The sequence below is a fragment of the Streptomyces albospinus genome (genome assembly GCF_014648695.1).
Taxonomy (GTDB): Bacteria; Actinomycetota; Actinomycetes; order Streptomycetales; family Streptomycetaceae; genus Streptomyces; species Streptomyces albospinus.
Genome location: NZ_BMRP01000006.1, coordinates 243,556 through 265,982, shown reverse-complemented (window position 1 = coordinate 265,982; position 22,427 = coordinate 243,556). Strand labels below are relative to the sequence as shown.

At 71.7% G+C, this 22,427-nt stretch carries 20 protein-coding genes and 2 tRNA genes; 18 read left to right on the top strand and 4 right to left on the bottom strand.

The genetic code is table 11. The annotated features are described in order from the left end of the window. The coding region (locus IEZ17_RS11840; protein WP_189299243.1) for a hypothetical protein at positions 1-2,054 on the bottom strand (2,054 nt) is incomplete at its 3' end. 364 nt (positions 2,055-2,418) lie between these two features. Here IEZ17_RS11840 and proB point away from each other — a divergent pair. The 5 genes from proB (at position 2,419) to IEZ17_RS11815 (ending at position 7,539) form a co-directional block, all read left to right on the top strand. After that, complete coding sequence (gene proB / locus IEZ17_RS11835) at positions 2,419-3,537, top strand: glutamate 5-kinase (protein WP_229852169.1); 1,119 nt, start codon at positions 2,419-2,421, stop codon at positions 3,535-3,537. A 212-nt stretch (positions 3,538-3,749) separates the two neighbouring features. Continuing rightward, positions 3,750-4,247, top strand: a complete 498-nt coding sequence (locus IEZ17_RS11830) for a DUF8830 family protein (protein ID WP_189299239.1) — start codon at positions 3,750-3,752, stop codon at positions 4,245-4,247. Between the two features lie 126 nt (positions 4,248-4,373). Continuing rightward, the gene (locus tag IEZ17_RS11825) at positions 4,374-5,642 is read left to right on the top strand and encodes a glutamate-5-semialdehyde dehydrogenase (RefSeq protein WP_189299237.1); all 1,269 of its coding nucleotides are present in this window, start codon (positions 4,374-4,376) and stop codon (positions 5,640-5,642) included. Positions 5,643-5,728: 86 nt separating this feature from the next. Beyond that, the gene (locus IEZ17_RS11820; protein ID WP_189299235.1) at positions 5,729-6,352 is read left to right on the top strand and encodes an SCO2584 family spore wall biosynthesis protein; all 624 of its coding nucleotides are present in this window, start codon (positions 5,729-5,731) and stop codon (positions 6,350-6,352) included. Between the two features lie 59 nt (positions 6,353-6,411). Beyond that, the gene (locus IEZ17_RS11815; RefSeq protein WP_189299233.1) at positions 6,412-7,539 is read left to right on the top strand and encodes an SCO2583 family membrane protein; all 1,128 of its coding nucleotides are present in this window, start codon (positions 6,412-6,414) and stop codon (positions 7,537-7,539) included. Here the strand turns inward: IEZ17_RS11815 and IEZ17_RS11810 are convergent. Next, positions 7,502-8,587: a M48 family metallopeptidase gene (locus IEZ17_RS11810; RefSeq protein WP_189299231.1), complete on the bottom strand. Its 1,086-nt coding sequence runs from the start codon at positions 8,585-8,587 to the stop codon at positions 7,502-7,504. The genes IEZ17_RS11815 and IEZ17_RS11810 overlap by 38 nt on opposite strands. 131 nt (positions 8,588-8,718) lie before the next feature. Here IEZ17_RS11810 and IEZ17_RS11805 point away from each other — a divergent pair, with 131 nt between their 5' ends. The 7 genes from IEZ17_RS11805 (at position 8,719) to IEZ17_RS11775 (ending at position 13,101) form a co-directional block, all read left to right on the top strand. Beyond that, entirely contained in the window at positions 8,719-8,871 is a 153-nt protein-coding gene (locus IEZ17_RS11805) for a hypothetical protein (RefSeq protein ID WP_189299229.1), read from the top strand. A 144-nt stretch (positions 8,872-9,015) separates the two neighbouring features. Beyond that, positions 9,016-9,177: a hypothetical protein gene (locus IEZ17_RS11800; RefSeq protein ID WP_189299227.1), complete on the top strand. Its 162-nt coding sequence runs from the start codon at positions 9,016-9,018 to the stop codon at positions 9,175-9,177. A gap of 52 nt (positions 9,178-9,229) precedes the next feature. Continuing rightward, the gene (nadD, locus tag IEZ17_RS11795) at positions 9,230-9,841 is read left to right on the top strand and encodes a nicotinate-nucleotide adenylyltransferase (RefSeq protein ID WP_159503794.1); all 612 of its coding nucleotides are present in this window, start codon (positions 9,230-9,232) and stop codon (positions 9,839-9,841) included. Between the two features lie 24 nt (positions 9,842-9,865). Next, entirely contained in the window at positions 9,866-11,671 is a 1,806-nt protein-coding gene (locus IEZ17_RS11790) for an LCP family protein (protein ID WP_189299225.1), read from the top strand. Positions 11,672-11,831: 160 nt separating this feature from the next. Beyond that, complete coding sequence (gene rsfS / locus IEZ17_RS11785; RefSeq protein ID WP_043264307.1) at positions 11,832-12,266, top strand: ribosome silencing factor; 435 nt, start codon at positions 11,832-11,834, stop codon at positions 12,264-12,266. Further along, positions 12,263-12,916: a histidine phosphatase family protein gene (locus IEZ17_RS11780; RefSeq protein ID WP_189299284.1), complete on the top strand. Its 654-nt coding sequence runs from the start codon at positions 12,263-12,265 to the stop codon at positions 12,914-12,916. Before rsfS ends, IEZ17_RS11780 begins: the two co-directional genes overlap by 4 nt. A 112-nt stretch (positions 12,917-13,028) precedes the next feature. Further along, positions 13,029-13,101, top strand: a tRNA-Ala gene (locus tag IEZ17_RS11775). Here the strand turns inward: IEZ17_RS11775 and IEZ17_RS44410 are convergent. Beyond that, positions 13,083-13,709, bottom strand: a complete 627-nt coding sequence (locus tag IEZ17_RS44410) for an MmyB family transcriptional regulator (protein WP_373299792.1) — start codon at positions 13,707-13,709, stop codon at positions 13,083-13,085. The two genes, IEZ17_RS11775 and IEZ17_RS44410, sit on opposite strands and share 19 nt — an antisense overlap. Before the next feature lie 195 nt (positions 13,710-13,904). Between IEZ17_RS44410 and IEZ17_RS11765 the strand changes: the two genes are divergently transcribed. The 3 genes from IEZ17_RS11765 to IEZ17_RS11755 all read left to right on the top strand — a co-directional run bounded on the left by IEZ17_RS11765 (position 13,905) and on the right by IEZ17_RS11755 (position 14,867). After that, on the top strand, positions 13,905-14,186 hold the full coding sequence (locus IEZ17_RS11765) for a hypothetical protein (RefSeq protein WP_189299220.1): 282 nt from the start codon (positions 13,905-13,907) through the stop codon (positions 14,184-14,186). Positions 14,187-14,377: 191 nt separating this feature from the next. Beyond that, the gene (locus tag IEZ17_RS11760; protein WP_189299218.1) at positions 14,378-14,632 is read left to right on the top strand and encodes a hypothetical protein; all 255 of its coding nucleotides are present in this window, start codon (positions 14,378-14,380) and stop codon (positions 14,630-14,632) included. A gap of 61 nt (positions 14,633-14,693) precedes the next feature. Next, complete coding sequence (locus IEZ17_RS11755) at positions 14,694-14,867, top strand: hypothetical protein (protein ID WP_189299216.1); 174 nt, start codon at positions 14,694-14,696, stop codon at positions 14,865-14,867. Positions 14,868-15,195: 328 nt separating this feature from the next. Here IEZ17_RS11755 and IEZ17_RS11750 read toward each other — a convergent pair whose 3' ends face one another. After that, positions 15,196-16,593: a glycosyltransferase 87 family protein gene (locus IEZ17_RS11750; RefSeq protein ID WP_189299214.1), complete on the bottom strand. Its 1,398-nt coding sequence runs from the start codon at positions 16,591-16,593 to the stop codon at positions 15,196-15,198. Positions 16,594-16,810: 217 nt separating this feature from the next. Between IEZ17_RS11750 and IEZ17_RS11745 the strand changes: the two genes are divergently transcribed. The 3 genes from IEZ17_RS11745 to IEZ17_RS11735 all read left to right on the top strand — a co-directional run bounded on the left by IEZ17_RS11745 (position 16,811) and on the right by IEZ17_RS11735 (position 22,411). Then, positions 16,811-16,883: transfer RNA gene (locus tag IEZ17_RS11745), tRNA-Ala, on the top strand. A 349-nt stretch (positions 16,884-17,232) separates the two neighbouring features. Further along, positions 17,233-19,191 carry a S53 family peptidase gene (locus tag IEZ17_RS11740; protein WP_189299212.1) on the top strand — a complete coding sequence of 653 codons (1,959 nt, stop codon included), beginning with the start codon at positions 17,233-17,235 and terminating at the stop codon, positions 19,189-19,191. A 325-nt stretch (positions 19,192-19,516) separates the two neighbouring features. Continuing rightward, positions 19,517-22,411 (top strand): leucine--tRNA ligase, encoded by a 2,895-nt coding sequence (locus IEZ17_RS11735; protein ID WP_189299210.1) that lies wholly within the window; start codon positions 19,517-19,519, stop codon positions 22,409-22,411. The last annotated feature ends 16 nt before the right edge of the window (positions 22,412-22,427 follow it).

The window sequence follows — 22,427 nt, the reverse complement described above, 5'->3', positions numbered from 1 at the left end:
GCGCCGTGCCCGGCCGTCCCGGCGGCGTTCAGGCCCCGCTGCGAGCGCTGCACGGGGATGCCGGAGAGCCGGCTCTCCATCCGTACGCGGCGTTCGTCGGCCTTGGTGCACAGGTTCCGCACGGCCTCCTCGAAGCGGACCGCGGACGGCGGGTCGGACGGGCCCAGGAGGTGCTCCTTGAGCTCGGCGCGGGCCGCGGCCAGGCCGTCCCGCTCCGGATGGCGGACCGTGTCCAGGAGGCCGGCCACCCCGTCCGCGTCCGGCGCCAGGATGGTGGCCGCCCGCACGGTCGGGAAGTGCGCCCGGAAGTCGTCCTCGTCCAGCCCGGAGGTGTTGGCGACCGCGTACGGCTTCTCGCTGGTCAGGTAGTCGGAGACGACGCTGGAGACATCGCTGATCAGCACGTCCGCCTGGTTGAAGCAGGCGAAGATGCCGGGCCGGGGGGTGGTGATGACCAGGTGCTCCCACTCGGGGAGGGAGTTCCAGTACGCGTCCTCCCAGGCGGCGACGGCGGCGTCGACGGCGGCGGCGCGGCCCTCCTCGGGGGTGCCCTGGAGCCGCATCCGCTCCGGCTCGTCGGCGCTGGCGCGGAAGTCGGCGGTGGTCAGCCGGTCCAGCTCCGCGGTGCGGCGGGCCAGTTCGGCGGCGGCCTCGGGGCCGGGCAGCGCACCGCCGCGCCGCGCGTTGGCCTCCGCGATCATCGCCTGGATACGGGCGTCGGCGGCGCCCGCGCCCGGGTCCACGGAGCCGGTCATCGGGTGCGGCTTGTACAGGAGCCGCACCTTGGGGTCGGCGAGCAGGGCGCGGACGATGTTCTCGCCGGCCAGGATCACCGAGGTGTTGCCGGGGTTTCCGTCCCAGCCCTCCCAGGTCGGCGCGTACAGCACGGTGGTGAACCGGCCGAGCGGGGCGCCCTCGTAGGGCCGGATCGGCGCCAGCTGGGGGCGGCCGACCTCCACGACGTCCTTGTCCTCGACGCCGATGTCCGCGAGTTGGTAGCGGTCCCGGGCCGCCGGGCCGGCCACCCACACCTCGTCGTACGCCTTCGCGTACGGGTTGCAGGACGAGAGCTTGTCGCTCTCGCCGTGGTTGATGAAGGCGTGCTTGATGGAGGGGATCCGCAGGATCTGCGAGGTCTTGCCGGAATTCGCCGGGTGGAGCAGGACCTTGAGGGTGGAGCGCTCCAGACGCATCAGGTGCGTGACCTTGGGGATGCAGACGATCGGGATGTCGGTGGCCTCGATCTTCTGCACCATGAAGCGCTCGCGGAGCACGATGATGGGATTGCCGCCCAGTTCGGCGAGGGTGCCGAGCCACATGTTGGCCTGGTAGGCGGAGGTCGAGCCGCCGGAGAAGTACATGCCGACCGTGGGCCGGTAGGCGGCCAGCCAGCGGTCCAGCCAGGCCAGGGCGCGCTGTTCGTCCAGGGCCCGCTTCTTCGGCAGCAGCCAGGTGCTCAGGTAGAGGGTGCCGCCGGCGGACAGCAGCAGTGCGACGGCGATGCCGAGGCCGCCCCAGGAGGCGTTGCCGGTGACCGCGGTGACCATCATGCCCGCCGTCGTGGGCACCGAGAAGCGCAGCAGCCGCCGGCCGGTCTGCCGGAAGAGCAGCCGCGGCGGGGCGTCGGTCAGCGCGAGCGCGCTCGCGTCGATGTTGCGGGTGACGATCGGCAGGGTGCGGGCCCTGCGGACCAGGACCGCGACCGTCTGGCACACGAAGTGGGTGCCGTAGAAGAGCAGCAGCGTGATGGTGAGCGGTGCCTGCTCCTCCAGGGGGTTGATGCCGTCGATGTGCAGCAGGCCGACCAGTATCACCATGTCCCGCAGCAGTTGACGCACCGTCACGTCGAGGCGGATCCGGCCCAGTACGGCGAGCAGGCCGGGCTGCTGGTGCTGGAGGACCAGGTCGAGTCCGAGGTTCACCACGGACGCGGCGATGAACAGCGGAATGACGGGCAGCAGCGCGCCGATGAGCTGGGCGATGAACGCGACCATCATCGCGAAGAGCGCCGCGAGCTGTGCGGCTCGTCTGGGGGCGATTCCGGCGGAAGGCACGGGAGGGGGCTCCTGGCGGCAAGAAAGGTCAGGGGGAGGCCGGGGACAGCGGCCGGGTCCCGCGCTGCAACGCCACAAGAGCGGCGAAACGGGACCGATGGACACCCGACCGTATGACCTTGTTGGCCTTGGTGACAATCTGCTGTGGCTCTCTTCACCGCGAAAGCGGACCAGTCGAACGCAACCTCATGACCGCCTTTACCGTCTTAATAAAATTTGGACATAGGTCGGGGAGGCAGGTTTCCGGTGTCCGCCGGGGCGTCCGCCAGGCGATATGCCGACGCGCCCGAGGGGGCCGCTGCCGTAGATTGCGGCTGTACGGAATTCGTACGGCAGTGGGATCGGCGAGCACAGGGGTATGCAGGTGGCAGGGGCAAGGCAGGACGTCGCGGACGCCCGCAGGATCGTGGTGAAGGTCGGCTCGTCCTCGCTGACCACCGCCACCGGGGGGCTGGACGCGGACCGTGTCGACGCGCTGGTGGACGTGCTGGCCAAGCACCAGGACAAGGAGATCGTGCTGGTCTCCTCCGGGGCCATCGCGGCCGGACTCGCCCCCCTGGGCCTGGAGCGCCGCCCGCGGGACCTGGCCCGGCAGCAGGCCGCCGCCAGCGTCGGCCAGGGCCTGCTGGTCGCCCGCTACACCGCGTCCTTCGCGCGCTACGGCCGCCGGGTCGGCCAGGTGCTGCTGACGTCCGACGACACCGCCCGCCGGGCCCATTACCGCAACGCGTACCGCACCCTCGACCAGCTGCTGGCCATGGGGGCGGTGCCGATCGTCAACGAGAACGACACCGTCGCCACCGACGAGATCCGGTTCGGCGACAATGACCGGCTGGCCGCGCTGGTCGCCCATCTCGTCCGCGCCGACCTGCTGATCCTGCTGTCCGACGTCGACGGCCTCTACGACGGCGACCCGTCCACCCCGGGCACGTCCCGGATAGCGGTGGTCACCGGCCCCAAGGACCTGGAGGGCGTCTCGATCGGGAGCGCGGGCAAGGCCGGCGTCGGGACCGGCGGCATGGTCACCAAGGTCGAGGCGGCCCGGATCGCGGCGGCGGCCGGCATCCCCGTCGTGCTGACCTCCGCCGTGCACGCCGGGGACGCGCTGGCCGGCGCCACCACCGGCACCCACTTCCTGCGCACCGGCCGCCGCTCCGCCGACCGGCTGCTGTGGCTGGCGCACGCCTCCGCACCGCGCGGCGCGCTGGTACTGGACGACGGGGCGGTGCGGGCCGTCGTCGAGCGGCGTTCCTCGCTGCTGCCGGCCGGCATCGCCTCCGTCGAGGGGGAGTTCTCCGCCGGCGACCCGGTCGAGCTGCGGGACACCGACGGCCGTGCGGTCGCCCGCGGGGTCGTCAACTTCGATGCCCGGGAAATCCCTCGATTGATTGGCCGTTCGACCCGGGATCTGGCCCGCGAGCTCGGACCGGCGTATGAGCGCGAGGTCGTGCACCGCGACGATCTTGTGCTGCTGCATCACTGAGACCGGCTCCTCCGGGACCGGCGTGCACCGGCCTTTCCACGGGCACCTTCGGCAAAACGCCCCCGCGACGGGCCGCGGACTGGTCAACTTTGTTGCGGGGGCGCCGTCGGGGAGCGGCGCCCGCAGCGCGCGAGCGCAGACGCCGAAGTACGACCGCACCAGTCGGCTCCGCACCCTCGGGGCGGAGCGATTCGCATCACAGGAGGCCGCCGGTGAGACGAGGGCGCCCAGGGGCACCGCCCCGAGGGACGGCGGAGCGCGCACTGACCAGCGTCGGGACCGGCGGCGAAGCAGCCCGGCCGGCGGACGACCGGCGCGCGGAGCGGGACGGGGCCGCGCAGCCGGCGCCGGAGGGCGAGCGCCGCGAGGCGTCCCGGCTGTGGCACATCACCCTCAGCGTCTCGGGCGCGGAGGCTCCGCTGAAGGAGGTCCGGCGGTCGCTGGAGCAGCTCGCCCACGACCATCCCTTCCTGCTGACCAGCCGCTACGCCAACGACCACGCGGAGATCCGCTACTGGGAGGAGGCCCGGGACCTGCACGACGCCGCCGCGGTCGCGCTGCGGCTGTGGGGCGAGCACCGCTCGACGGCCAAGCTGCCGCCGTGGGAGATCGTCGGCCTGGAGGTCATCGACCGGGAGACCTACCACCAGCGCGTCGCCGAGGGCTACGGTCCGCCGCCGGCGTCACCGGTCGGGGTCCACCCCTACTGAGCGCGGCCGGTGGGTCACCGCCGGGCCCGCGGGGTTTTTCCCCAGCCCCGTCCTGCCGGTGACACCGGTGTCCCGCTCTGTGGAATCCGGCACGGCCGCGGGCCGCGGCGGCGTTAGGCTGCGGCCATGACCAGCAGTGCATCGCAGTCCTCGCCCGTCCTCGACACCGCCCGCCGTGCCAAGGAGGCCGCCGCCGTCCTGGCGCCGCTGCCGCGTGCGGCCCGTGACGGGGCGCTGCTCGCCATCGCCGACGCGCTGGTGGCGCAGACCGACGCGATCGTGGCCGCCAACGCCCGGGATGTCGAGAAGGCCAGGGCCGCCGGCACCTCCCCCTCGATCGTGGACCGGCTCACCCTCACCGCCGAGCGGATCGCGGCCATCGCCGACGACGTCCGCAAGGTCGTGGCGCTGCCCGACCCGGTGGGCGAGGTGGTGCGCGGCTCGACCCTGCCCAACGGCCTCGACCTGCGCCAGGTCCGGGTCCCGCTCGGCGTGATCGGCATCATCTACGAGGCCCGGCCCAATGTGACGGTGGACGCCGCCGCGCTCTGCCTGAAGTCCGGCAACGCCGTGCTGCTGCGCGGCTCGTCCTCCGCGTACGCCTCCAACAGCGCGCTGGTGGACGTGCTGCGCGGCGCCGTGGAGAGCGCCGGGCTGCCGGCCGACGCGGTGCAGCTGGTGCCCGGGGAGAGCCGGGACTCGGTGCGCGAGCTGATGCGCGCCCGCGGGCTGGTCGACGTGCTGATCCCGCGCGGCGGCGCCGCCCTGATCCGCACGGTCGTCGAGGAGTCCACCGTCCCGGTCATCGAGACCGGCACCGGCAACTGCCATGTGTACGTCGACGAGGCCGCCGACCTCGACATGGCGATCGACATCCTCATCAACTCCAAGGCGCAGCGTCCCAGCGTCTGCAACGCCGCCGAGACGGTGCTGGTGCACGCCGGGATCGCCGAGAAGTTCCTGCCGCGCGCCCTGGAGGCGCTGACCCAGGCCGGCGTGGTGGTGCACGGCGACGCCGCCTGGCAGCAGGCCGGCCCCGGTCTGGTCGCCCCGGCCACCGACGAGGACTGGGCGACGGAATACCTCTCGTACGACATCGCGGCGGCCGTGGTGCCCGACCTGGACGCGGCGGTGGCGCACATCCGGCGCTGGACCTCGGGCCACACCGAGGCGATCGTCACGGGCTCGCAGGCCGCCGCTCGCCGGTTCACCCAGTTGGTGGATTCCACGACGGTCGCGGTCAACGCCTCGACCCGCTTCACCGACGGCGGCCAGTTCGGCTTCGGCGCAGAGATCGGCATCTCCACCCAGAAGCTGCACGCCCGCGGTCCCATGGGTCTTCCGGAGCTGACGTCCACGAAGTACATCGTCACGGGCGACGGCCACACCCGCTGAACCGCCCCGCGGACGGCTCCGTTCCGCGCGCTGTTCGGCCGCTCCGCTCTCTGCCCAAAAAGTCCGGCCGGGGCTACCCTGGACGGGTGCCGGACGACGTGGGGGGCACGCCGTTCCCGGACGGCGAAGAGCCCGACGAGCACCACCACGGGAGCCACGGAAAAGCGGACGAGGAGTTCGCGTCCGTGGTCTTCGACGAGGAATTCGTACGGTCCGCGACGATCCATGAACCCTCGGCGGTCGAGCGGATACTGGCCGCCGCCGAGGCGCGCGCGGAGGCCGAGGCGGCAGCCCGCCCGGGGCCTGGGTTCGGCCCGGACGGCGACGACTTCGACTACGCGGCGGCCGGCGGCCACGGGCCCTACGACGACGAGGGCTATCCGGCCGACGGCCCGTACGGCCCCTACGGCGGGGCCCTGCGCCCGTACCGCGGCAGCGTGCGCTGGCACCGCCCCATCGCGTGGGTGCTGGCCGTGGTGATGGGCATCGGGCTGGTGGCGCTGGCCTTCAGCGCCGTCTATCGAGGAGCCGCCGGACGCACCCAGAGCCCGGCGACGCCGACCAGCAGCAGCGGGGTGGACACACCGGCCACCGGCACCCCGTCCGCGGGCGGCGCGGGCACCGTGCACACGCCCCGCCCCGGCCTGCCGCCGCCCGCTTCCGCGGTGCCGCAGCGCCCGTCGTCCTCCGCCGTGCCCAAGCCGCACTGACGTGAAGTTGTGGCAGTTCCCGGCGTTTACCTTCGCCCCGGCAGACCTACCCTTGTTGTATGAGCCGGCCTGGTGACCCTCCCGAAGGGACGCCCGACGGCGCCCCGGGAGGCGGTGACGACGAGTACCGATCCGTTGTCTTCGACGAGTCGTTCGTGCGCGCTGCGCGCCTTCAGGAATTCTCCGCCGACGAGCGGCTCGGCGAGCACCATTCACCGGCCGTGCGGACCCGCCACGCGTGGCTGCGGCCGGGCGGCTCCCGCCAGGCGATCCTCTTGGTGCTGCTGATCGTGCTGGCCTTCGGCACCGCCGTCTATATGGGCATACGCCACCCGTACAAGGCCCCGGAGCCGGTCCGCGCGCAGCCGCTGCGGTCCGCGGTGGTGCCGCTGACGCCGCCCGGGACCGTACCGGGCGCGACGCCCGCCGACCTCTTCGCGCACAGCCCGGCGGCGGACTTCCGGATCGGCGCGGCGGGCGTCAACCTCCCCGACGTCGAGCGCAGTGCGCACTTCTCGGACGGCCAGATCGTCACCGCGCTGACCATCGCCAAGGACTACCTCGTCCGCTCGTCGGTGGACCCGGCCACCCTCACCGGCGGGTCCGTACGGCCGGTGCGGCTGCTGCTGGACACCGGCCAACTCGACCAGTTCGACCGGAGCATGGCGCACCCCGACGACAACGGCCGCTATGCGGCGACCGGCTGGCTGGTCCGCTTCGACCCCGGGCGGACCGAGCTCGCCGACCGCAACGTGCGGGTCAACGGCACCCTGTCCGCGATGGAGTTGAGCTCCGACGCGCTGGACGTCACCGCCGACTACACCTTCGTCTACGCAGTACGGCCGGCCGCCGGCGCCCCGCAGGACGGCGCCGCGGGGCAGAACACCGGCACGCCGACGCCGGGCGCCGCCTCGCTGTTCACCGTCCGGCGCGAGATGCACTTCCGGTTCAGCCGGGACGACCTCAACGACCACCGCCTGGAGGTGCTCCAGAGCACCCTCCAGGCAGGACCGCTGGCCTGCTCCTCGAACCCGGCCGACGTGCTGCGTCCGCTGCTCGCGGGCCAGCACGCCGGCACCGACCGGCCCGCCGGCACCGACCCCTACGCCACGGGCCGGCCCAACGCCTCGCTCTGCGGCGAGCTTTCGGCTACTTCCCAGCCGAACCCGAGCCATCCGATCCGTTAGCCCCACCGGAGCCGTCGGAGCGCGACCCGAACACCGTGTCGCGCAGCTTGCCGCCCAAGTCCCCCGCGCCGCCCGCGATGTCGCGGACCAGGCCCATCAGCGGGTCCTTGCTGTTGCGGACCGACTCGGCGTAGTGCGTGGCGGAGTCCTTGAACGAGTCGGAGACCGACGCGTCCTTGTCCTCGTCACGGCGCGGGTAGTGGCCGTCCATGATGCGCTGGTAGTCGCGGCTCTCCGCCCACTTCTTCAGCTCGGCCGCCCGCACGGTGGTGAACGGGTGGCTGCGCGGGAGGAGGTTGAGGATCTTCAGCACGGAGTCCCGCAGATCGCCGCCGGCCTCGTACTCCTCGGCCTGCTTGAGGAACGCGTCCACGTTCATCTCGTGCAGGTGGTTGCCGCCGGCCAGCTTCATCAGGCCGCGCATCGACGCCTGGAGATCCTGGCCGACCAGCAGGCCGGCGCGGTCCGCGGACAGCTCCGACTTGCGGAACCACTCGCGCAGCGCCGTCACGATCGCCATGACGGCGACATTCCCCAGCGGGATCCAGGCGACCTTCATCGCCAGGTTCGTCAGGAACAGCAGGATGGTGCGGTACACCGCGTGCCCGGACAGGGCGTGGCCCACCTCGTGGCCGATGACCGCCCGCATCTCCTCCTCGTCGAGCAGCTCGACGAGGCCGGTCGAGACCACGATGATCGGCTCGTCCAGGCCGATGCACATGGCGTTGGGCTGCGGGTCCTGATTGACGTACATCGGCGGGACCTTCTCCAGGTCCAGGATGTGGCAGGCGTCCCGCAGCATGTCGTTGAGGTGGGCGAACTGCTGCTCGCCGACCCGGACCGAGTCCGACAGGAAGAGCAGCCGCAGGCTGCGCTCCGGCAACAAGCCGCTCAGCGTCTTGAAGACGGTGTCGAACCCGCTCAGCTTGCGCAGCGCGACCAGCGCCGAGCGGTCCGCCGGGTGCTCGTAGGACCGCGACGAGATGCCGGGGAACCGCCTGCGGTCCCTGCTCGGTACGTTGGCGCTGCCGTCTGGGCTCTCCGTCATTGGGGCCTCCCCCTGTTCGACTGCGTGTGTTTCAGCCTAGAGGACGCCACCGACAGCGGAATGGATGCCCGGGCGTACGCTGGCGAGCGCATCCAAGCCCGAACAGGCCGCCACAAAAGGGAGCCACCGCCATGCCGCATCCGAGCCTGCTGCTCGCCGCCGCCGAGGAGACCTCCAGGGGGGACGGCCCCGGCTGGCTCCTGCGCACCGTGATCATCGTCGGCGTCGTGGGCGCCGCGCTGCTCGCGTGGTTCCTGCTGCGCGGCTACGGGAACCAGGACTGACGACCGGGACCGGCACCCGCCGCGACCGGCACCGACGCCGGCCGGGCGCCTTCGGGCGGAGTCGGCGTGAGCCCCCGGTGACGCGGCGCTTACGATGTGGCGGAAGCCTCTGTCCGAAACCCGCCCGGATTGGTCCTGCCAACGATGAGTCTGCACTCCACCGCACAGTCCCTGGTCACCCTCGCCGAAGGCGGGATGAAGGGTGGCAACCACGACAGCCTCAACCCGTTCATCACCGGTGGTGGCGCCCTTTTCATCCTGCTTCTCCTGCTCTGGATCACCACCCGTTTCAACCGCGACCACTGAGCCTGAACACCCGGCCCCCGGCGACGCGTCCCGCCAAGTAGGGTCTGCACGCATGGGAGAGCACACAGGACCCGTGAAGCGGCGACTCGGAGTGATGGGCGGCACGTTCGACCCGATCCATCACGGACACCTTGTCGCCGCCAGCGAGGTGGCCAGCCAGTTCCACCTCGACGAGGTCATCTTTGTGCCCACGGGGCAGCCGTGGCAGAAGAGCCACAAGAAGGTGTCCCCGGCCGAGGACCGGTATCTGATGACGGTCATCGCGACCGCGTCGAACCCGCAGTTCTCCGTCAGCCGCATCGACATCGACCGCGGCGGCAAGACGTACACGATAGACACGCTGCGTGATCTGCGAGCGGAACATCAGGACGCGGATCTGTTCTTCATCACCGGCGCCGACGCGCTCAGTCAGATCCTGACCTGGCACGATGCGGCGGAGCTGGTCTCGCTCGCCCACTTCATCGGGGTGACCCGGCCCGGCCACGTCCTCGCGGACCCCGGGCTGCCCGAGGGAGCGGTGTCGCTCGTCGAGGTGCCCGCGCTGGCCATCTCCTCGACCGACTGCCGGGCACGCGTCGCCCAGGGGGATCCGGTCTGGTACCTGGTACCGGACGGTGTGGTGCGCTACATCGACAAGAAGCAGCTGTACCGCGACGATCGCTGACGGGGCTGACGGAAAGGGGTACCGGTGAGTGACCGACACGATCCGTACGTGCCGCAGGACCCGTATGCCCACGACCCGTATGCCCAGGGGCAGGGTCGGGGACAGCAGAGCCACGGCTACCACGCCTACGACGCCTACGGCCGGCCGGTGCACCAGGAGGCGCCGCAGCAGCCGTACGAGCAGCAGCACTACGACCCTTACGGGCAGCCGGCCCCGCAGACCGCACCGCCGGCCCACGACGGCTACGACCCCTACGGGGCGCAGCCCGGCCAGGGCGGGCAGTCGTACCAGGCGCAGCCGGGGTACGGCTATGACACCTACGGCAGCCAGCAGGTGCAGCAGCAGCCCGGGTACCCCCAGCAGTACGACCCGTACGCCCAGCCGCAGCAGCAGCCCCACCAGCCCCACCAGGGGGAGTGGATCCCGCAGCAGGCCCCGCAGCCTGCCTACGAGCAGGTCCCCGAGCAGTTCGCCTACGGGGAGCAGCACACCGAGGCGCCGCAGCGGCGCCCGGCGGAGCCGACCGCACCGGCCGGCTCCAAGAAGGCCGAGGGGGCCGCGCCGGACTCCGGGGCGCCCGATTACGGCACCGAGCAGTTCTCGTTCATCGAGGAGCCGGACGAGGACTCCGAAGACGTCATCGACTGGCTGAAGTTCACCGAGAGCCGCACCGAGCGGCGCGAGGAGGCCAAGCGGCGCGGGCGCAGCCGGATCGTCGCGCTGTCGGTCGTGCTGGCCCTCCTCGTGGCCGGCGGGGTCGGCTACCTGTGGTGGGCCGGCAAGCTGCCGGGGCTCTCCGGCGCGGGCGGCGCCGCCGCCACGGCGGCCGGCGCGCAGAAACGGGACGTCCTCGTCGTGAATCTGCGGGACACCAAGACCGGCAACAGCTCCACGGCCCTCCTCGTGGACAACGAGACCACCCACAAGGGCACCACCGTCCTGCTGCCCAACAGCCTCATCGTCACCAAGGACGACGGCTCGGCCACCACCCTCGGCAAGTCCGTCAAGGACGAGGGCACCGACCCGACCCGGGAGTCCCTCAACACCCTCCTGGGCGCCGACCTCAAGGCCAGCTGGCGGCTGGACACCCCCTACCTGGAGAACCTGGTCGAGACGGTCGGCGGCATCACCGTCGACACCGACGCCGCCGTACCGGGCGCCAAGAAGGGCGACTCCCCGGTGGTCAAGCAGGGCTCCGGCCAGGTCCTCAACGGGCAGGCGGCCGTCGCCTACGCCACCTACCAGGGGCCGGGCGAGAGCGAGACCAAGCAGCTGACGCGGTTCGGGCAGGTCATGCAGGCCACCCTCAAGAAGGTGTCCAGTGACGCGGACGGCGCCACCGCCACCGTGAAGACGCTCCTCCAGGTGCTCGACCCGCCGCTCACCGAGGCCCAGCTGGGCAGCTCGCTGGCCCAGCGGGCGGAGCTGGCGAAGACCGGCGCCTACACCACCACGATGCTGCCCGTGCAGGCCGACGGGACGCTCAGCCCGTCCACGGCGGCCGGCGTCGTCAAGGACGTCCTCGGCGGCACGGTCAAGAAGACCGCCCCCGGCGCGACCCCCCGGGTCTCGGTCCGCAACGCCTCCGGCGACAAGGCCGCCTCCGGCAAGGCCCAGGTCGCGCTCCTCAACGGCGGCTACACCTTCGTCGACGGCGGCAGCGACACCACGGCGGCCACCTCCCAGGTGACGTACGCGGACGCCGGCCAGAAGGCGAAGGCCGCCGAGGTCGCCAAGACGCTGGGCCTCCCGGCCGGCGCGGTCACCCAGGGCAAGGTCGCCTCGAACGCGGACATCGGCGTCGTCCTGGGCCAGGACTACAAGGGCTGACCTGGTCGAACACCGGCACCGACCGGCGGGCCCGAAAAGCCCGCCGGGAGTGTCGGTGGTCCGTGAGACCCTTGAGGGGTACCTGACCGCTGATCCGACCGACCGGCGGGCCGCGGCGCGCCCCGGCCGGAGACGCAGCCCCCGACCCGGAAAGCCGCTTGTGACCGCCACGGACCGCTCCATCGAGCTCATCAACGCCGCCGCTCAGGCAGCGGCCGACAAGCTCGCGCACGACATCATCGCCTACGACGTCAGTGACGTCCTCTCGATCACCGACGCCTTCCTGCTGGCCTCCGCGCCCAGCGACCGCCAGGTCAAGGCGATCGTCGACGAGATCGAGGAACGACTCAACAAGGATCTCGGCGCCAAGCCGGTCCGCCGCGAGGGCGACCGGGAAGCCCGCTGGGTGCTGCTCGACTACGTCGACATCGTCATCCACGTCCAGCACAGCGAGGAGCGGGTGTACTACGCGCTCGAACGCCTGTGGAAGGACTGCCCCGAGCTCGACCTCCCCGAGGAGGCCAAGGCCACCCGCGGCAAGGCCGCCGCGCATGCCGAGGCCACCGCGGGCCACGAGGACGGAGATCTGCTCTGAACAGCAGAAAGGGCGGCCGGGGTCGCCGCGTCGTCCTGTGGCGCCACGGCCAGACGGCCTGGAATCTGGAGCGCCGCTTCCAGGGTTCGACGGACATCGAGCTGACCGAGGCCGGCCTCGCCCAGGCGCGGCGCTCGGCCCGGCTGCTCGCCGCCCTGAGGCCGGACGCCATCATCGCGTCGGACCTGAGCCGGGCCGCGGCGACCGCGCGCGAGCTGGCCGCGCTGACCCGTCTCGACGTGACGCACGACCCGGCGCTGCGGGAGACCTACGCGGGCTCCTGGCAGGGCCTGACGCACGACGAGATCCTGGCGCAGTACGGCGAGCAGTACACCGCCTGGAAGCGCGGAGAGCCGGTGCGCCGCGGTGGCGGCGAACTGGAGACCGAGGTCGCCGACCGGGCCGCCCCGGTGGTGCTCAACCACGCCGACAAGCTGCCCGACGAGGGCACGCTGGTCGTCGTCAGCCACGGCGGCACGATCCGCACCACCATCGGGCGGATGCTCGCCCTGGACTCCCACCACTGGGAGAGCCTGGGCGGTCTGTCGAACTGCTGCTGGTCGGTCCTCGGCGAGGGCGCCCGCGGCTGGCGGCTGCTGGAGCACAACGCCGGCACCCTCCCGGAGCCGGTGCTCGGCGACGACGCCTGAGCCTCCGGAGCGGGGGCGGCCGACCGGATTTCACATCCGGGCAGGTCGCAGGCTAAAGTTCTTCTTGTTCGCGGCGCCGCCGGGGGAAACCCGGAGGGGCGGAACAAGACCCGGGGCTATAGCTCAGTTGGTAGAGCGCCTGCATGGCATGCAGGAGGTCAGGAGTTCAATTCTCCTTAGCTCCACAACCCGGAAGATCCCGTCTCCAGCAGGAGGCGGGATCTTCGCGTTTTCGCCGAGCGCCGAGCGCCGAGCACCGAGCACCGCGTGGCGGCGTGCTTCGGGCCGCGGGCCCCGGAGTTGGCGCGCACGCCGCCGGCCGGGGCTGCGGGGCGCGGTCCCGCCGCGCTCCCCCTTCCGCTCCAGCTCCGCGCGGGCCTCGGAGGCGGGCCACAGATGCGCCGGGCAGCCGATGAGCGGAGGCACGGACCGTGCGCAGCACCGCCGTCCGCCCGCGGCGCTCCTCGTCGGCCGGGGTGGAGACCACGATCCGGGTCTCGGGCGCCGCGCCCGCCCCCAGCGACGTCGATATCAGCCGCACCTCGCCGACCGGGGCGTACCGGACCACCTTCATGCGGTGGGCGTGCGGTGCGACGTCGCCGCTCGCCCACTGGCGCGCGCACTCCTCACCGGCCCGCGACAGCCGGCGATCGGGGTCTCCCACGAGGGCTCTCCGGCATGCGCCCGCAGGCCCCGCGGAGTTGGGCGACCGGGGCCGGGGACTCCTCGTCGCGATTGCGGATCGTGCAGCGGCACGGCGGCATCGCGGCATCGTGACCAGCTGCCACGGCACGTTGTGGGCCGGGCCGTGGGCGAGTGCGATGGTCGGGCCGTCGTCACGCTGCTCACACTCCCGTCGTCGCGGCGGGCACTCGTTCCCCGTATCCGTCCGCCTCCAGGCTCTCGGCAGGAGAGACGACACGACCGGAAAGACCACGGACGCCCTCACCTCGCGGGCGCCGCCGGCACCCCGTCAACTCCACCCGCCATGAAAGCCGGTGGCACTGACAACGGCGCCGCGGACGGCCGGGCGAAGGGCTCGGGGCGGCTGCTGCGCGGGCGCGGCGGGGCGCCGCTGATCGCGCCGCGGGTGATCGGCGCGCCCGGAATGCCCCGGAAGGTGGTGCGGATCGCCGTGGTCATGGCCGTCAACGCGGGCCATACGCTCGTGCTGACGCCGCACTTCCGGAACGCGCTCCACTACAGCGCGCTGCGCACCGGGCTGACGTTCGTTCCGACGGCCCTGGCCCACGGGGCGGTGGGGCTGTGATGGCGGCTGCCGCAGCGGCTGCATCCCGTGAGGGCATCGCTTTTCGGGACGCTCTTCCCGAATCGGCCGGCGTCTGCCGGCCGGGGCGGCGGCGTTCGGCTGGGCGGTGGGGGGTGACGGGAAGGCGGACCTGACCCGGTGGGCGGTCCGTGGCAGAATCGGACGGCGCCGCCAGGGGAGGAGAGATCGCGATGCCTACGAGCATCCTTGAGGAGGTCAATGACCTCCTCGAAGTGGCCGAGGCGCAGGGTTATGACTGGCTGCCGGAATACGCGCTCCGCTTCACCTGCCCTGTCGACGGTCCGGTTTCCGTGTGTGGTGGTGGCGGTAGTGAGGGTTCCGCTCTCCAGTGCCCCTCGTGCGGTTCCTCCCACGTCGCCCAGGTACTGGGTGACAACGGGGGGATTTCCTTCGTCTGTACGGCCTGCGGCCACAGTTGGAGCTGATGGATGCGCCCACAGCAGGAAATGCGACTGGTGCGGCAGCGGAACGCCGATCGTCCGCGACATGGAACCGGTCAACGCCGATTACCAGTACTGGTGCGAGGAATGTGCCCGTGCCCTGGTGATAAAGGGCGATCCCATCGAGACCTACCGGGAGCTCGAAGGGGAGCCGATCTACGGGCGGCTGCTGGACGAGCACTGCACGCTGAAACGGTTCTATTCGTTCGCCACGGCGTGAGTTGGGGCCCGTCGGCCCGGCCGCGCATTTCCGTCACGCGGTCATTTCCGGGCGACGCAGGGCATCGGTGAACAGTTTCGATCGTCTTCGGTAAGTCGGAACTCCCGCGGAACGGCCGTGCGTTCCCGCAGCACGAGCCGCCGCCGGAACCGGCCGCGGCGGCACGGGACAGCGTGACGGGGGCGGTTATGGAAGGACGCGCAGCGCGCCGGGGTACGGCTCGCCTTACGGCCGGTCATACGGGCCGTGCCGGACCGGCCGACAAAGCCCGCGGGTCCGGCGGAGCCCGGAAAGGCCGCCGGCCAATTACCGGGCGGGTGCGGCGGCTTCAGATATCGCCGGCCACCGCGGCCTGACGGGGGCCGTTGCCGCCGCCGGCACTGCCACCGTCCTCGCCGGTGTTGCCCGCGCCGTCGGTACCGCTCCGGGCGTCGTTCCGGGTGAGCCGCCGCAGCCGGACCGCGGTCAGCACCAGCAGCGTCAGCCCGGCGAGCGGGTAGACGGCGGAGAGCAGCATCTGGCCGCCGTTCTGGTGCAGTTCCGCGTGCTGGTGCCAGGCGTGTGGCACCCACCACAGTGCGAACGAGCAGAACATCAGCCCCATCGCCACGGTCACCGCCCACCAGCGGCGCGCGGCGGCGCCGGTGTGCTCCAGGGCCTCGGAGCCGAGCAGGACCAGCATCGGGACGCCCCACACCCAGTGGTGTGACCAGGAGATCGGGCTGACCAGCAGGGCGGTCGCGGCGCAGGTGAGGGTCGCCCAGGAGCGCTGGCCGCGCAAGAGCGACCCGGTGGCCAGGGACAGCCCGGCCGCCGCCGTCAGGGCGGCCAGGACGAGCCAGGCGGCGTCCGGGGTGTCGGTGTGCAGCAGCCGAGCCAGGGCGCCGCGCAGCGACTGGTTCGCGGTGATCTCCACCTCGCCGACCCGGTCGGCGGCGAAGACGATCTCGGTCCAGAAGCGGTGCGAGTCGCGCGGCAGCGCGATCGCGGAGAGGAGGGCGGTGACGCAGAACGTGCCGGTGGCGACGGCGGCCTGCCGCAGCCAGGGGTTCCAGGCGGCGCGGCGGCCCGCGCCGGAGCGGAGCATCCGACCGGCGTGGACCGCACCGGCCAGGGCGAGGAAGACGGCGAAGAGCGCCGGGGTCAGCTTGATGCCGGCGGCGATACCGATGCCTATGCCCGCCCAGCGGTTGCTGTCCCGGCGCGTCAGGTCCCAGAGCACCATGACGGCGAGCAGCAGGTTGATCTGGCCGTAGCGCAGCGTCGTCCAGACCGGCTCGCACCACACCAGCAGCGCGGAGAGCGCCAGCGTCGCGGCGGGCCGGGGCAGCCGCCGGGGCCGGCCGACCAGGCGCAGCGAGAGGTGGACGACGGCGACGAGCAGCACGAGGTTGCCGGCGGTGGCGAGGGTGCGCATCGTCCCGACACCGAAGAAGGTGAGGGGGATGAACAGCAGCGCGGCGAAGGGAGGATAGGTGTTGGGCAGGTGCGCGGAGGTGGCCACCATGTCGTAGAGGTCCTCGCCGTTGCGGGCGGTCCAGCCCTCGGCGCGGTAGACCATGAGGTCGACCATCGACACATGCGCCATCCGCTGGACGACCCAGAAGGCGGCGAAGGAGACCAGGCAGACCAGCGCCGCCGCGAGGGTCGGGTGGCGGCGGACTGCCCCCATGACGGGGCGCGGACCGCGGGGGTCGGTGGGCGCTTCCAGCTCCGGCGCGGTCACGGCGTACGGGCTCCCCTGGACGAATCGGGCACGGCTCGCCGACAGTACCTCGCGTCCCACCGGAGGGCCCCCAGGGGCGCTGCGGCCCGAAGGGCCTCGTTCAGGGGCGGTGGTCGGGTGACGGGTGGGCGATTTGGCAGAAGGCGGGGAGGTCCGTGTAATGTAGGCGATGCCGCAGCGGGGAGCCGAAGGGAAAACCGCAGCGGAGACAAGACCTGGGGCTATAGCTCAGTTGGTAGAGCGCCTGCATGGCATGCAGGAGGTCAGGAGTTCAATTCTCCTTAGCTCCACAGAAGACAGAGCGGGTCGTCCGAAACGGACGGCCCGCTCTGTCGCGTGTTGCCGGCGATAGCGCCCAGGGCGGGGGAGTTTCTCCGGGGTTGCGCCGATATTCGGTCAACGATGCGTCCGCCAGGGAGAGTTGCGCGTCCTCTCAGAGGTCACCCCTGCCCGGACATTGCCATTCCTTGGTCTCTTCTTGGTGATCGCATATCCCTGACATGAACGGTTCACCGAAAGAGTGGCGAATCGCGTGAGCGTCACATCCGACGCATTCACCGCTCGTGAGGGGTCGCGCATCGGCGCACCGGCGCAGCGCGTCACCACGTAGCGCACCGCATCGCCACAGCAGGGGGTTACATGAGAGCAAGCCGTACCAGATCGCCGCGAGCCCGTGCCGGTCTGGCCTGGGCAGCGGCGCTGCCGCTGGTCGTCGGAACGCTGGCGCTCGGCGCGCCGGCCGCCGACGCCGCAGGCCACGACGGGGGCCGGCACGCGCTGCAAGGCACCAAGCCGCAGTGGGCCACCGACCAGGCCGACCAGGGCACCACCGCCGGCTCCACGGACGTCACCGCCCGGGTCTATCTGGCCGGCCGCGACGCCAAGGGCCTCGCGGAGTACGCCAAGGCAGTGTCCGACCCGCACTCCGCCGCGTACGGGAAGTACCTGAGCCCCGCCCAGGTGCGCGCCCGCTACGGTGCCACGCAGGACCAGATAGCCAGGGTGACCGCCTGGCTGAAAAAGTCCGGCCTGACGGTCACCGGAACCACCAACCGCTTTCTCACGGTCAAGGGCGACGCGGCTGCCGCCGAGCGGGCCTTCGCGACCGACCTGCACAACTACCGCAAGAGCGGCCACACTTACCACGCGCCGTCGGCCACCGCCTCCGCGCCGGGATCGGTGTCCGACGCGGTCCTGACGGTCACCGGCCTGGACAACGCACCGCGGTTCGCACAGCACCACTCCGCGCAACTGCCGCCGCCCTCCCCGGTCTTCCGCAACGCCGGGCCGTTCTCCTCGTACTACGGCTCCCGGACGAACACCGGCCTGCCGTCGGCCTACGGGGGCAAGGCGTCGTACGCGATCAAGGGCTACACCGGCAAGCAGCTGCGCGCCGCCTACGGGGCGAAGAACTGGACCGGCAAGGGCGTCACCGTCGCGATCACCGACGCGTACGCCTCGCCCACCATCGCCAAGGACGCGGAGACCTACGCGCACCGCAACGGCGACCCCCGCTACCGCAAGGGCCAGCTGTCGCAGGTGCTGCCCAAGGACTACACGCACATCAAGGACTGCGGAGCGGCCGGCTGGTACGGCGAGGAGACCCTCGACGTCGAGGCCGTCCACGCGGTCGCCCCGGCCTCCGACATCGTCTACGTCGGCTCCGCCTCCTGCCAGGACGACGATCTGCTGGACTCGCTCGGCAAGGTCGTCGACGGCCACCTCGCGGACATCGTCTCCAACTCCTGGGGCGACGTCGAGGCGAACGAGACCCCGGACGTGGCCGCCGCCTACGACCAGCTCTTCCAGCAGGGCGCGGTGCAGGGCATCGGCTTCTACTTCTCCTCCGGTGACGACGGCGACGAGGTCGCCAAGACCGGCAGCAAGCAGGTGGGCACCCCGGCGAACTCCGCGTGGGTGACCGCGGTCGGCGGCACCTCCCTGGCCATCGGCAAGGGCAACACGTACCAGTGGGAGACCGGCTGGGGCACCCAGAAGGCGGTGCTCTCCAAGGACGGCAGCGGCTGGACCGACTTCCCGGGCACCTTCAACGGCGGCGCGGGCGGCGGCACCAGCAAGAGTGTCCCGCAGCCCTTCTACCAGCGCGGTGTCGTCCCGGACGGGCTGGCGAAGGCCAACGGTGGCAGTGCGATGCGGACCGTCCCGGACATTTCGGCCGTGGCGGACCCCAACACCGGCTTCCTGGTCGGCCAGACCCAGACCCTGCCCAACGGCAAGCTCGGCTATGACGAGTACCGCATCGGCGGCACCTCCCTGGCCGCGCCGGTCATCGCGGGCGTCCAGGCGCTGGCGACGCAGGCCCGGCACGGCGTCGCCATCGGCTTCGCCAACCCCGCCATCTACCAGCGCTACGGCACCGCCGCGTACCACGACGTCACCGACCACCCCCTGGGTGCCGGCCGTGGCCTGGCGGTCGTCCGTGTCGACTACGTCAACGGGGCGGACGCCGCCAAGGGCACCACGACGTCGCTGCGCACCCTGGGTGCGGACAGCTCCCTGCACGCGACCGTCGGCTACGACGACGTCACCGGCGTGGGCTCGCCGGGCGCCGGATATGTGAGCTCCTACCGCCCCTGATGCCAGGGGCCCGCACCACCGCTCCGCGTGATCCGTGACCTCATGGGCGCGGCGGTGGCGGAGCGTGGCGCAACGGCCGCGGGGCCCGCGCCGGGGGAAACCCGGGCGCGGGCCCTGTTGCCCCTGCGGTACCCTGGCGCCATGTGTGCCGTACGCCTTCTGCTTAGCGGGCCGCGCTGACTCAGTCCCGACCGGGCCATGTGCTGTGGCCGCCCGGATCGGCATCGGCGCGGCGTCCCCTCCTGTGTGAGGGGCATTTTTGTTTCGGCAGGAACCGTGTCCGCAGCAGCCGCAGGCAGAGACGATCGATGGAGCTTTGAGGACGATGAGCGAGACGACTTCGGCTGCCGAGGTGGCAGCGCCGCACCGCTATACGGCCGCGCTGGCCGCCGACATCGAGGCACGCTGGCAGGACTTCTGGGAGGCGGACGGGACCTACGAGGCCCCGAACCCGAGGGGCGGCCTGGCCGGCGACGCCGAGCTGGTGGCCCGCCCGAAGAAGTTCATCATGGACATGTTCCCCTACCCCTCGGGCGCGGGGCTGCATGTCGGCCACCCCCTGGGCTTCATCGCCACCGACGTCTACGCCCGCCACCAGCGCATGACGGGCCACAACGTCCTGCACACCCTGGGCTTCGACGCCTTCGGCCTGCCGGCCGAGCAGTACGCCGTCCAGACCGGCACCCACCCGCGGGTCTCCACCGAGGCCAACATCGTCAACATGCGGCGCCAGCTGCGCCGGCTGGGCCTGGGCCACGACCGGCGCCGCTCGATCGAGACGATCGACCCGGCGTACTACAAGTGGACCCAGTGGATCTTCCTGGAGATCTTCAACTCCTGGTACGACCCGGAGGCGGACGCCGCCCGCCCGATCGACACCCTGGTCGCCCAGTTCGAGGCCGGCACCCGGCAGACGCCCGACGGCCGCCCCTGGAGCGAGCTGAGCCCCATCGAGCGGGCCGACGTCCTGGGCGGGTACCGCCTGGCGTACGCCTCGGACGCGCCGGTCAACTGGTGCCCCGGACTGGGCACGGTGCTGGCCAACGAGGAGGTCACCGCCGAGGGCCGCTCCGAGCGCGGCAACTACCCGGTCTTCAAGTCCAAGCTGCGCCAGTGGAACATGCGCATCACCGCCTACGCCGACCGGCTGCTGAACGACCTGGACGCGCTGGACTGGCCGGAGGCCATCAAGCTGCAACAGCGCAACTGGATCGGCCGCTCCGAGGGCGCCCGGGTCGACTTCCCCGTGGGCGATGACAAGATCACCGTCTTCACCACCCGCCAGGACACCCTGTTCGGCGCGACCTACATGGTGCTGGCCCCGGAGCACCCGCTGATCGCCGGCTCCGACAACGGCACCGGCTCCATCGTTCCCGACGCCTGGCCCGAGGGCACCCACGACGTGTGGACCGGCGGTCACGCCACCCCGGCCGAGGCCGTCGCCGCCTACCGCAAGCAGGCCGCCGCCAAGTCGGACGTCGAGCGGCAGGCCGAGGCCAAGGACAAGACCGGCGTCTTCACCGGCGTCCACGCCACCAACCCGGTGAGCGGCGAGCGGATCCCGGTCTTCATCGCCGACTACGTCCTGATGGGCTACGGCACCGGCGCGATCATGGCCGTCCCGGCGCACGACACCCGCGACTTCGCCTTCGCCCGCGCCTTCGAGCTGCCGATGCGCTGCGTCGTCGAGCCCACCGACGGCCGCGGCACCGACCCCGCCGCCTGGGACGACGCGTTCGCCTCGTACGACGCGAAGCTGGTCAACTCGTCCCGCGACACCATCTCGCTGGACGGCCTGGGCGTGCCCGAGGCCAAGGCGAAGATCACCGACTGGCTGACCGCCCACGGCATCGGCGAGGGCACCGTCAACTTCCGGCTGCGCGACTGGCTGTTCAGCCGCCAGCGCTACTGGGGCGAGCCGTTCCCGATCGTCTACGACGAGGACGGCGTGGCACACCCGCTGCCCGCCTCGATGCTGCCGCTGGAACTGCCCGAGGTCGACGACTACTCGCCGCGCACCTTCGACCCGGACGACGCCGACACCCGGCCCGAGACCCCGCTGTCCCGCAACGAGGACTGGGTCAACGTCGAGCTGGACCTGGGCGACGGCCGCGGCGTGCGGCAGTACCGCCGCGAGACCAACACCATGCCCAACTGGGCGGGTTCGTGCTGGTACGAGCTGCGCTACCTGGACCCGGACAACGACGGCGCACTGGTCGACCCGGAGGTCGAGCAGTACTGGATGGGGCCGCGCGAGGGTCAGCCGCACGGCGGCGTCGACCTGTACGTGGGCGGCGCCGAGCACGCCGTACTGCATCTGCTGTACGCCCGTTTCTGGTCCAAGGTGCTGTACGACCTGGGGCACGTCTCGTCCGCCGAGCCGTTCCACAAGCTGTACAACCAGGGCATGATCCAGGCGTACGTCTACCGGGACACCCGCGGTATCGCCGTCCCGGCGGCGGAGGTCGAGGAGCACGACGGAGGCGTCTTCTACTACGAGGGTGGCAAGGTCTCCCGGCTGCTGGGCAAGATGGGCAAGTCCCTGAAGAACGCGGTCACGCCGGACGAGATCTGCGTCGAGTACGGTGCGGACACGCTGCGCCTGTACGAGATGGCGATGGGCCCGCTGGACGTCTCCCGTCCCTGGGACACCCGCGCCGTGGTCGGCCAGTACCGCCTGTTGCAGCGGCTGTGGCGCAATGTCGTGGACGAGGCGACCGGTGAGGTCACCGTCGTCGACGCCGAGCCCGACGAGGCCACGCTGCGGGCCCTGCACAAGGCCATCGACGGCGTCACCCAGGACATGGCGAACCTGCGCTTCAACACCGCCATCGCCAAGATCACCGAGCTGAACAACCACCTGACCAAGGCGGGAGGCGCGGTCCCGCGCGCCGTGGCGGAGCAGCTGGTGCTGCTGATCGCCCCGCTGGCCCCGCACATCGCCGAGGAACTGTGGCGCAAGCTGGGCCGCACCGGCTCGGTGGTGCACGCGGACTTCCCGGTGGCCGACCCGGCGTACGTGGTGGACGAGACCGTCACCTGCGTCGTCCAGATCAAGGGCAAGGTCAAGGCCCGGCTGGAGGTCGCGCCGTCGATCTCCGACGCCGACCTGGAGGCCGCCGCGCTGGCGGAGCCGGCGGTGGTCGCGGCGCTGGGCGGCGCGGGCATCCGCAAGGTGATCGTCCGGGCGCCGAAGCTGGTGAACATCGTCACGGCGTAGCGGCTGCCGGTGCACG

What these genes read in the sequence shown, in the direction of transcription:
- IEZ17_RS11825 (WP_189299237.1), top strand. Translation starts at nt 4,374, where the DNA reads ATGACCAGCAGTGCATCGCAGTCCTCGCCCGTCCTCGACACCGCCCGC.
- IEZ17_RS11815 (WP_189299233.1), top strand. Translation starts at nt 6,412, where the DNA reads ATGAGCCGGCCTGGTGACCCTCCCGAAGGGACGCCCGACGGCGCCCCG.
- IEZ17_RS11810 (WP_189299231.1), bottom strand. Translation starts at nt 8,587, where the DNA reads ATGACGGAGAGCCCAGACGGCAGCGCCAACGTACCGAGCAGGGACCGC.
- IEZ17_RS11805 (WP_189299229.1), top strand. Translation starts at nt 8,719, where the DNA reads ATGCCGCATCCGAGCCTGCTGCTCGCCGCCGCCGAGGAGACCTCCAGG.
- IEZ17_RS11800 (WP_189299227.1), top strand. Translation starts at nt 9,016, where the DNA reads ATGAGTCTGCACTCCACCGCACAGTCCCTGGTCACCCTCGCCGAAGGC.
- nadD (WP_159503794.1), top strand. Translation starts at nt 9,230, where the DNA reads ATGGGAGAGCACACAGGACCCGTGAAGCGGCGACTCGGAGTGATGGGC.
- IEZ17_RS11765 (WP_189299220.1), top strand. Translation starts at nt 13,905, where the DNA reads ATGAAAGCCGGTGGCACTGACAACGGCGCCGCGGACGGCCGGGCGAAG.
- IEZ17_RS11760 (WP_189299218.1), top strand. Translation starts at nt 14,378, where the DNA reads ATGCCTACGAGCATCCTTGAGGAGGTCAATGACCTCCTCGAAGTGGCC.
- IEZ17_RS11755 (WP_189299216.1), top strand. Translation starts at nt 14,694, where the DNA reads ATGGAACCGGTCAACGCCGATTACCAGTACTGGTGCGAGGAATGTGCC.
- IEZ17_RS11740 (WP_189299212.1), top strand. Translation starts at nt 17,233, where the DNA reads ATGAGAGCAAGCCGTACCAGATCGCCGCGAGCCCGTGCCGGTCTGGCC.
- IEZ17_RS11735 (WP_189299210.1), top strand. Translation starts at nt 19,517, where the DNA reads ATGAGCGAGACGACTTCGGCTGCCGAGGTGGCAGCGCCGCACCGCTAT.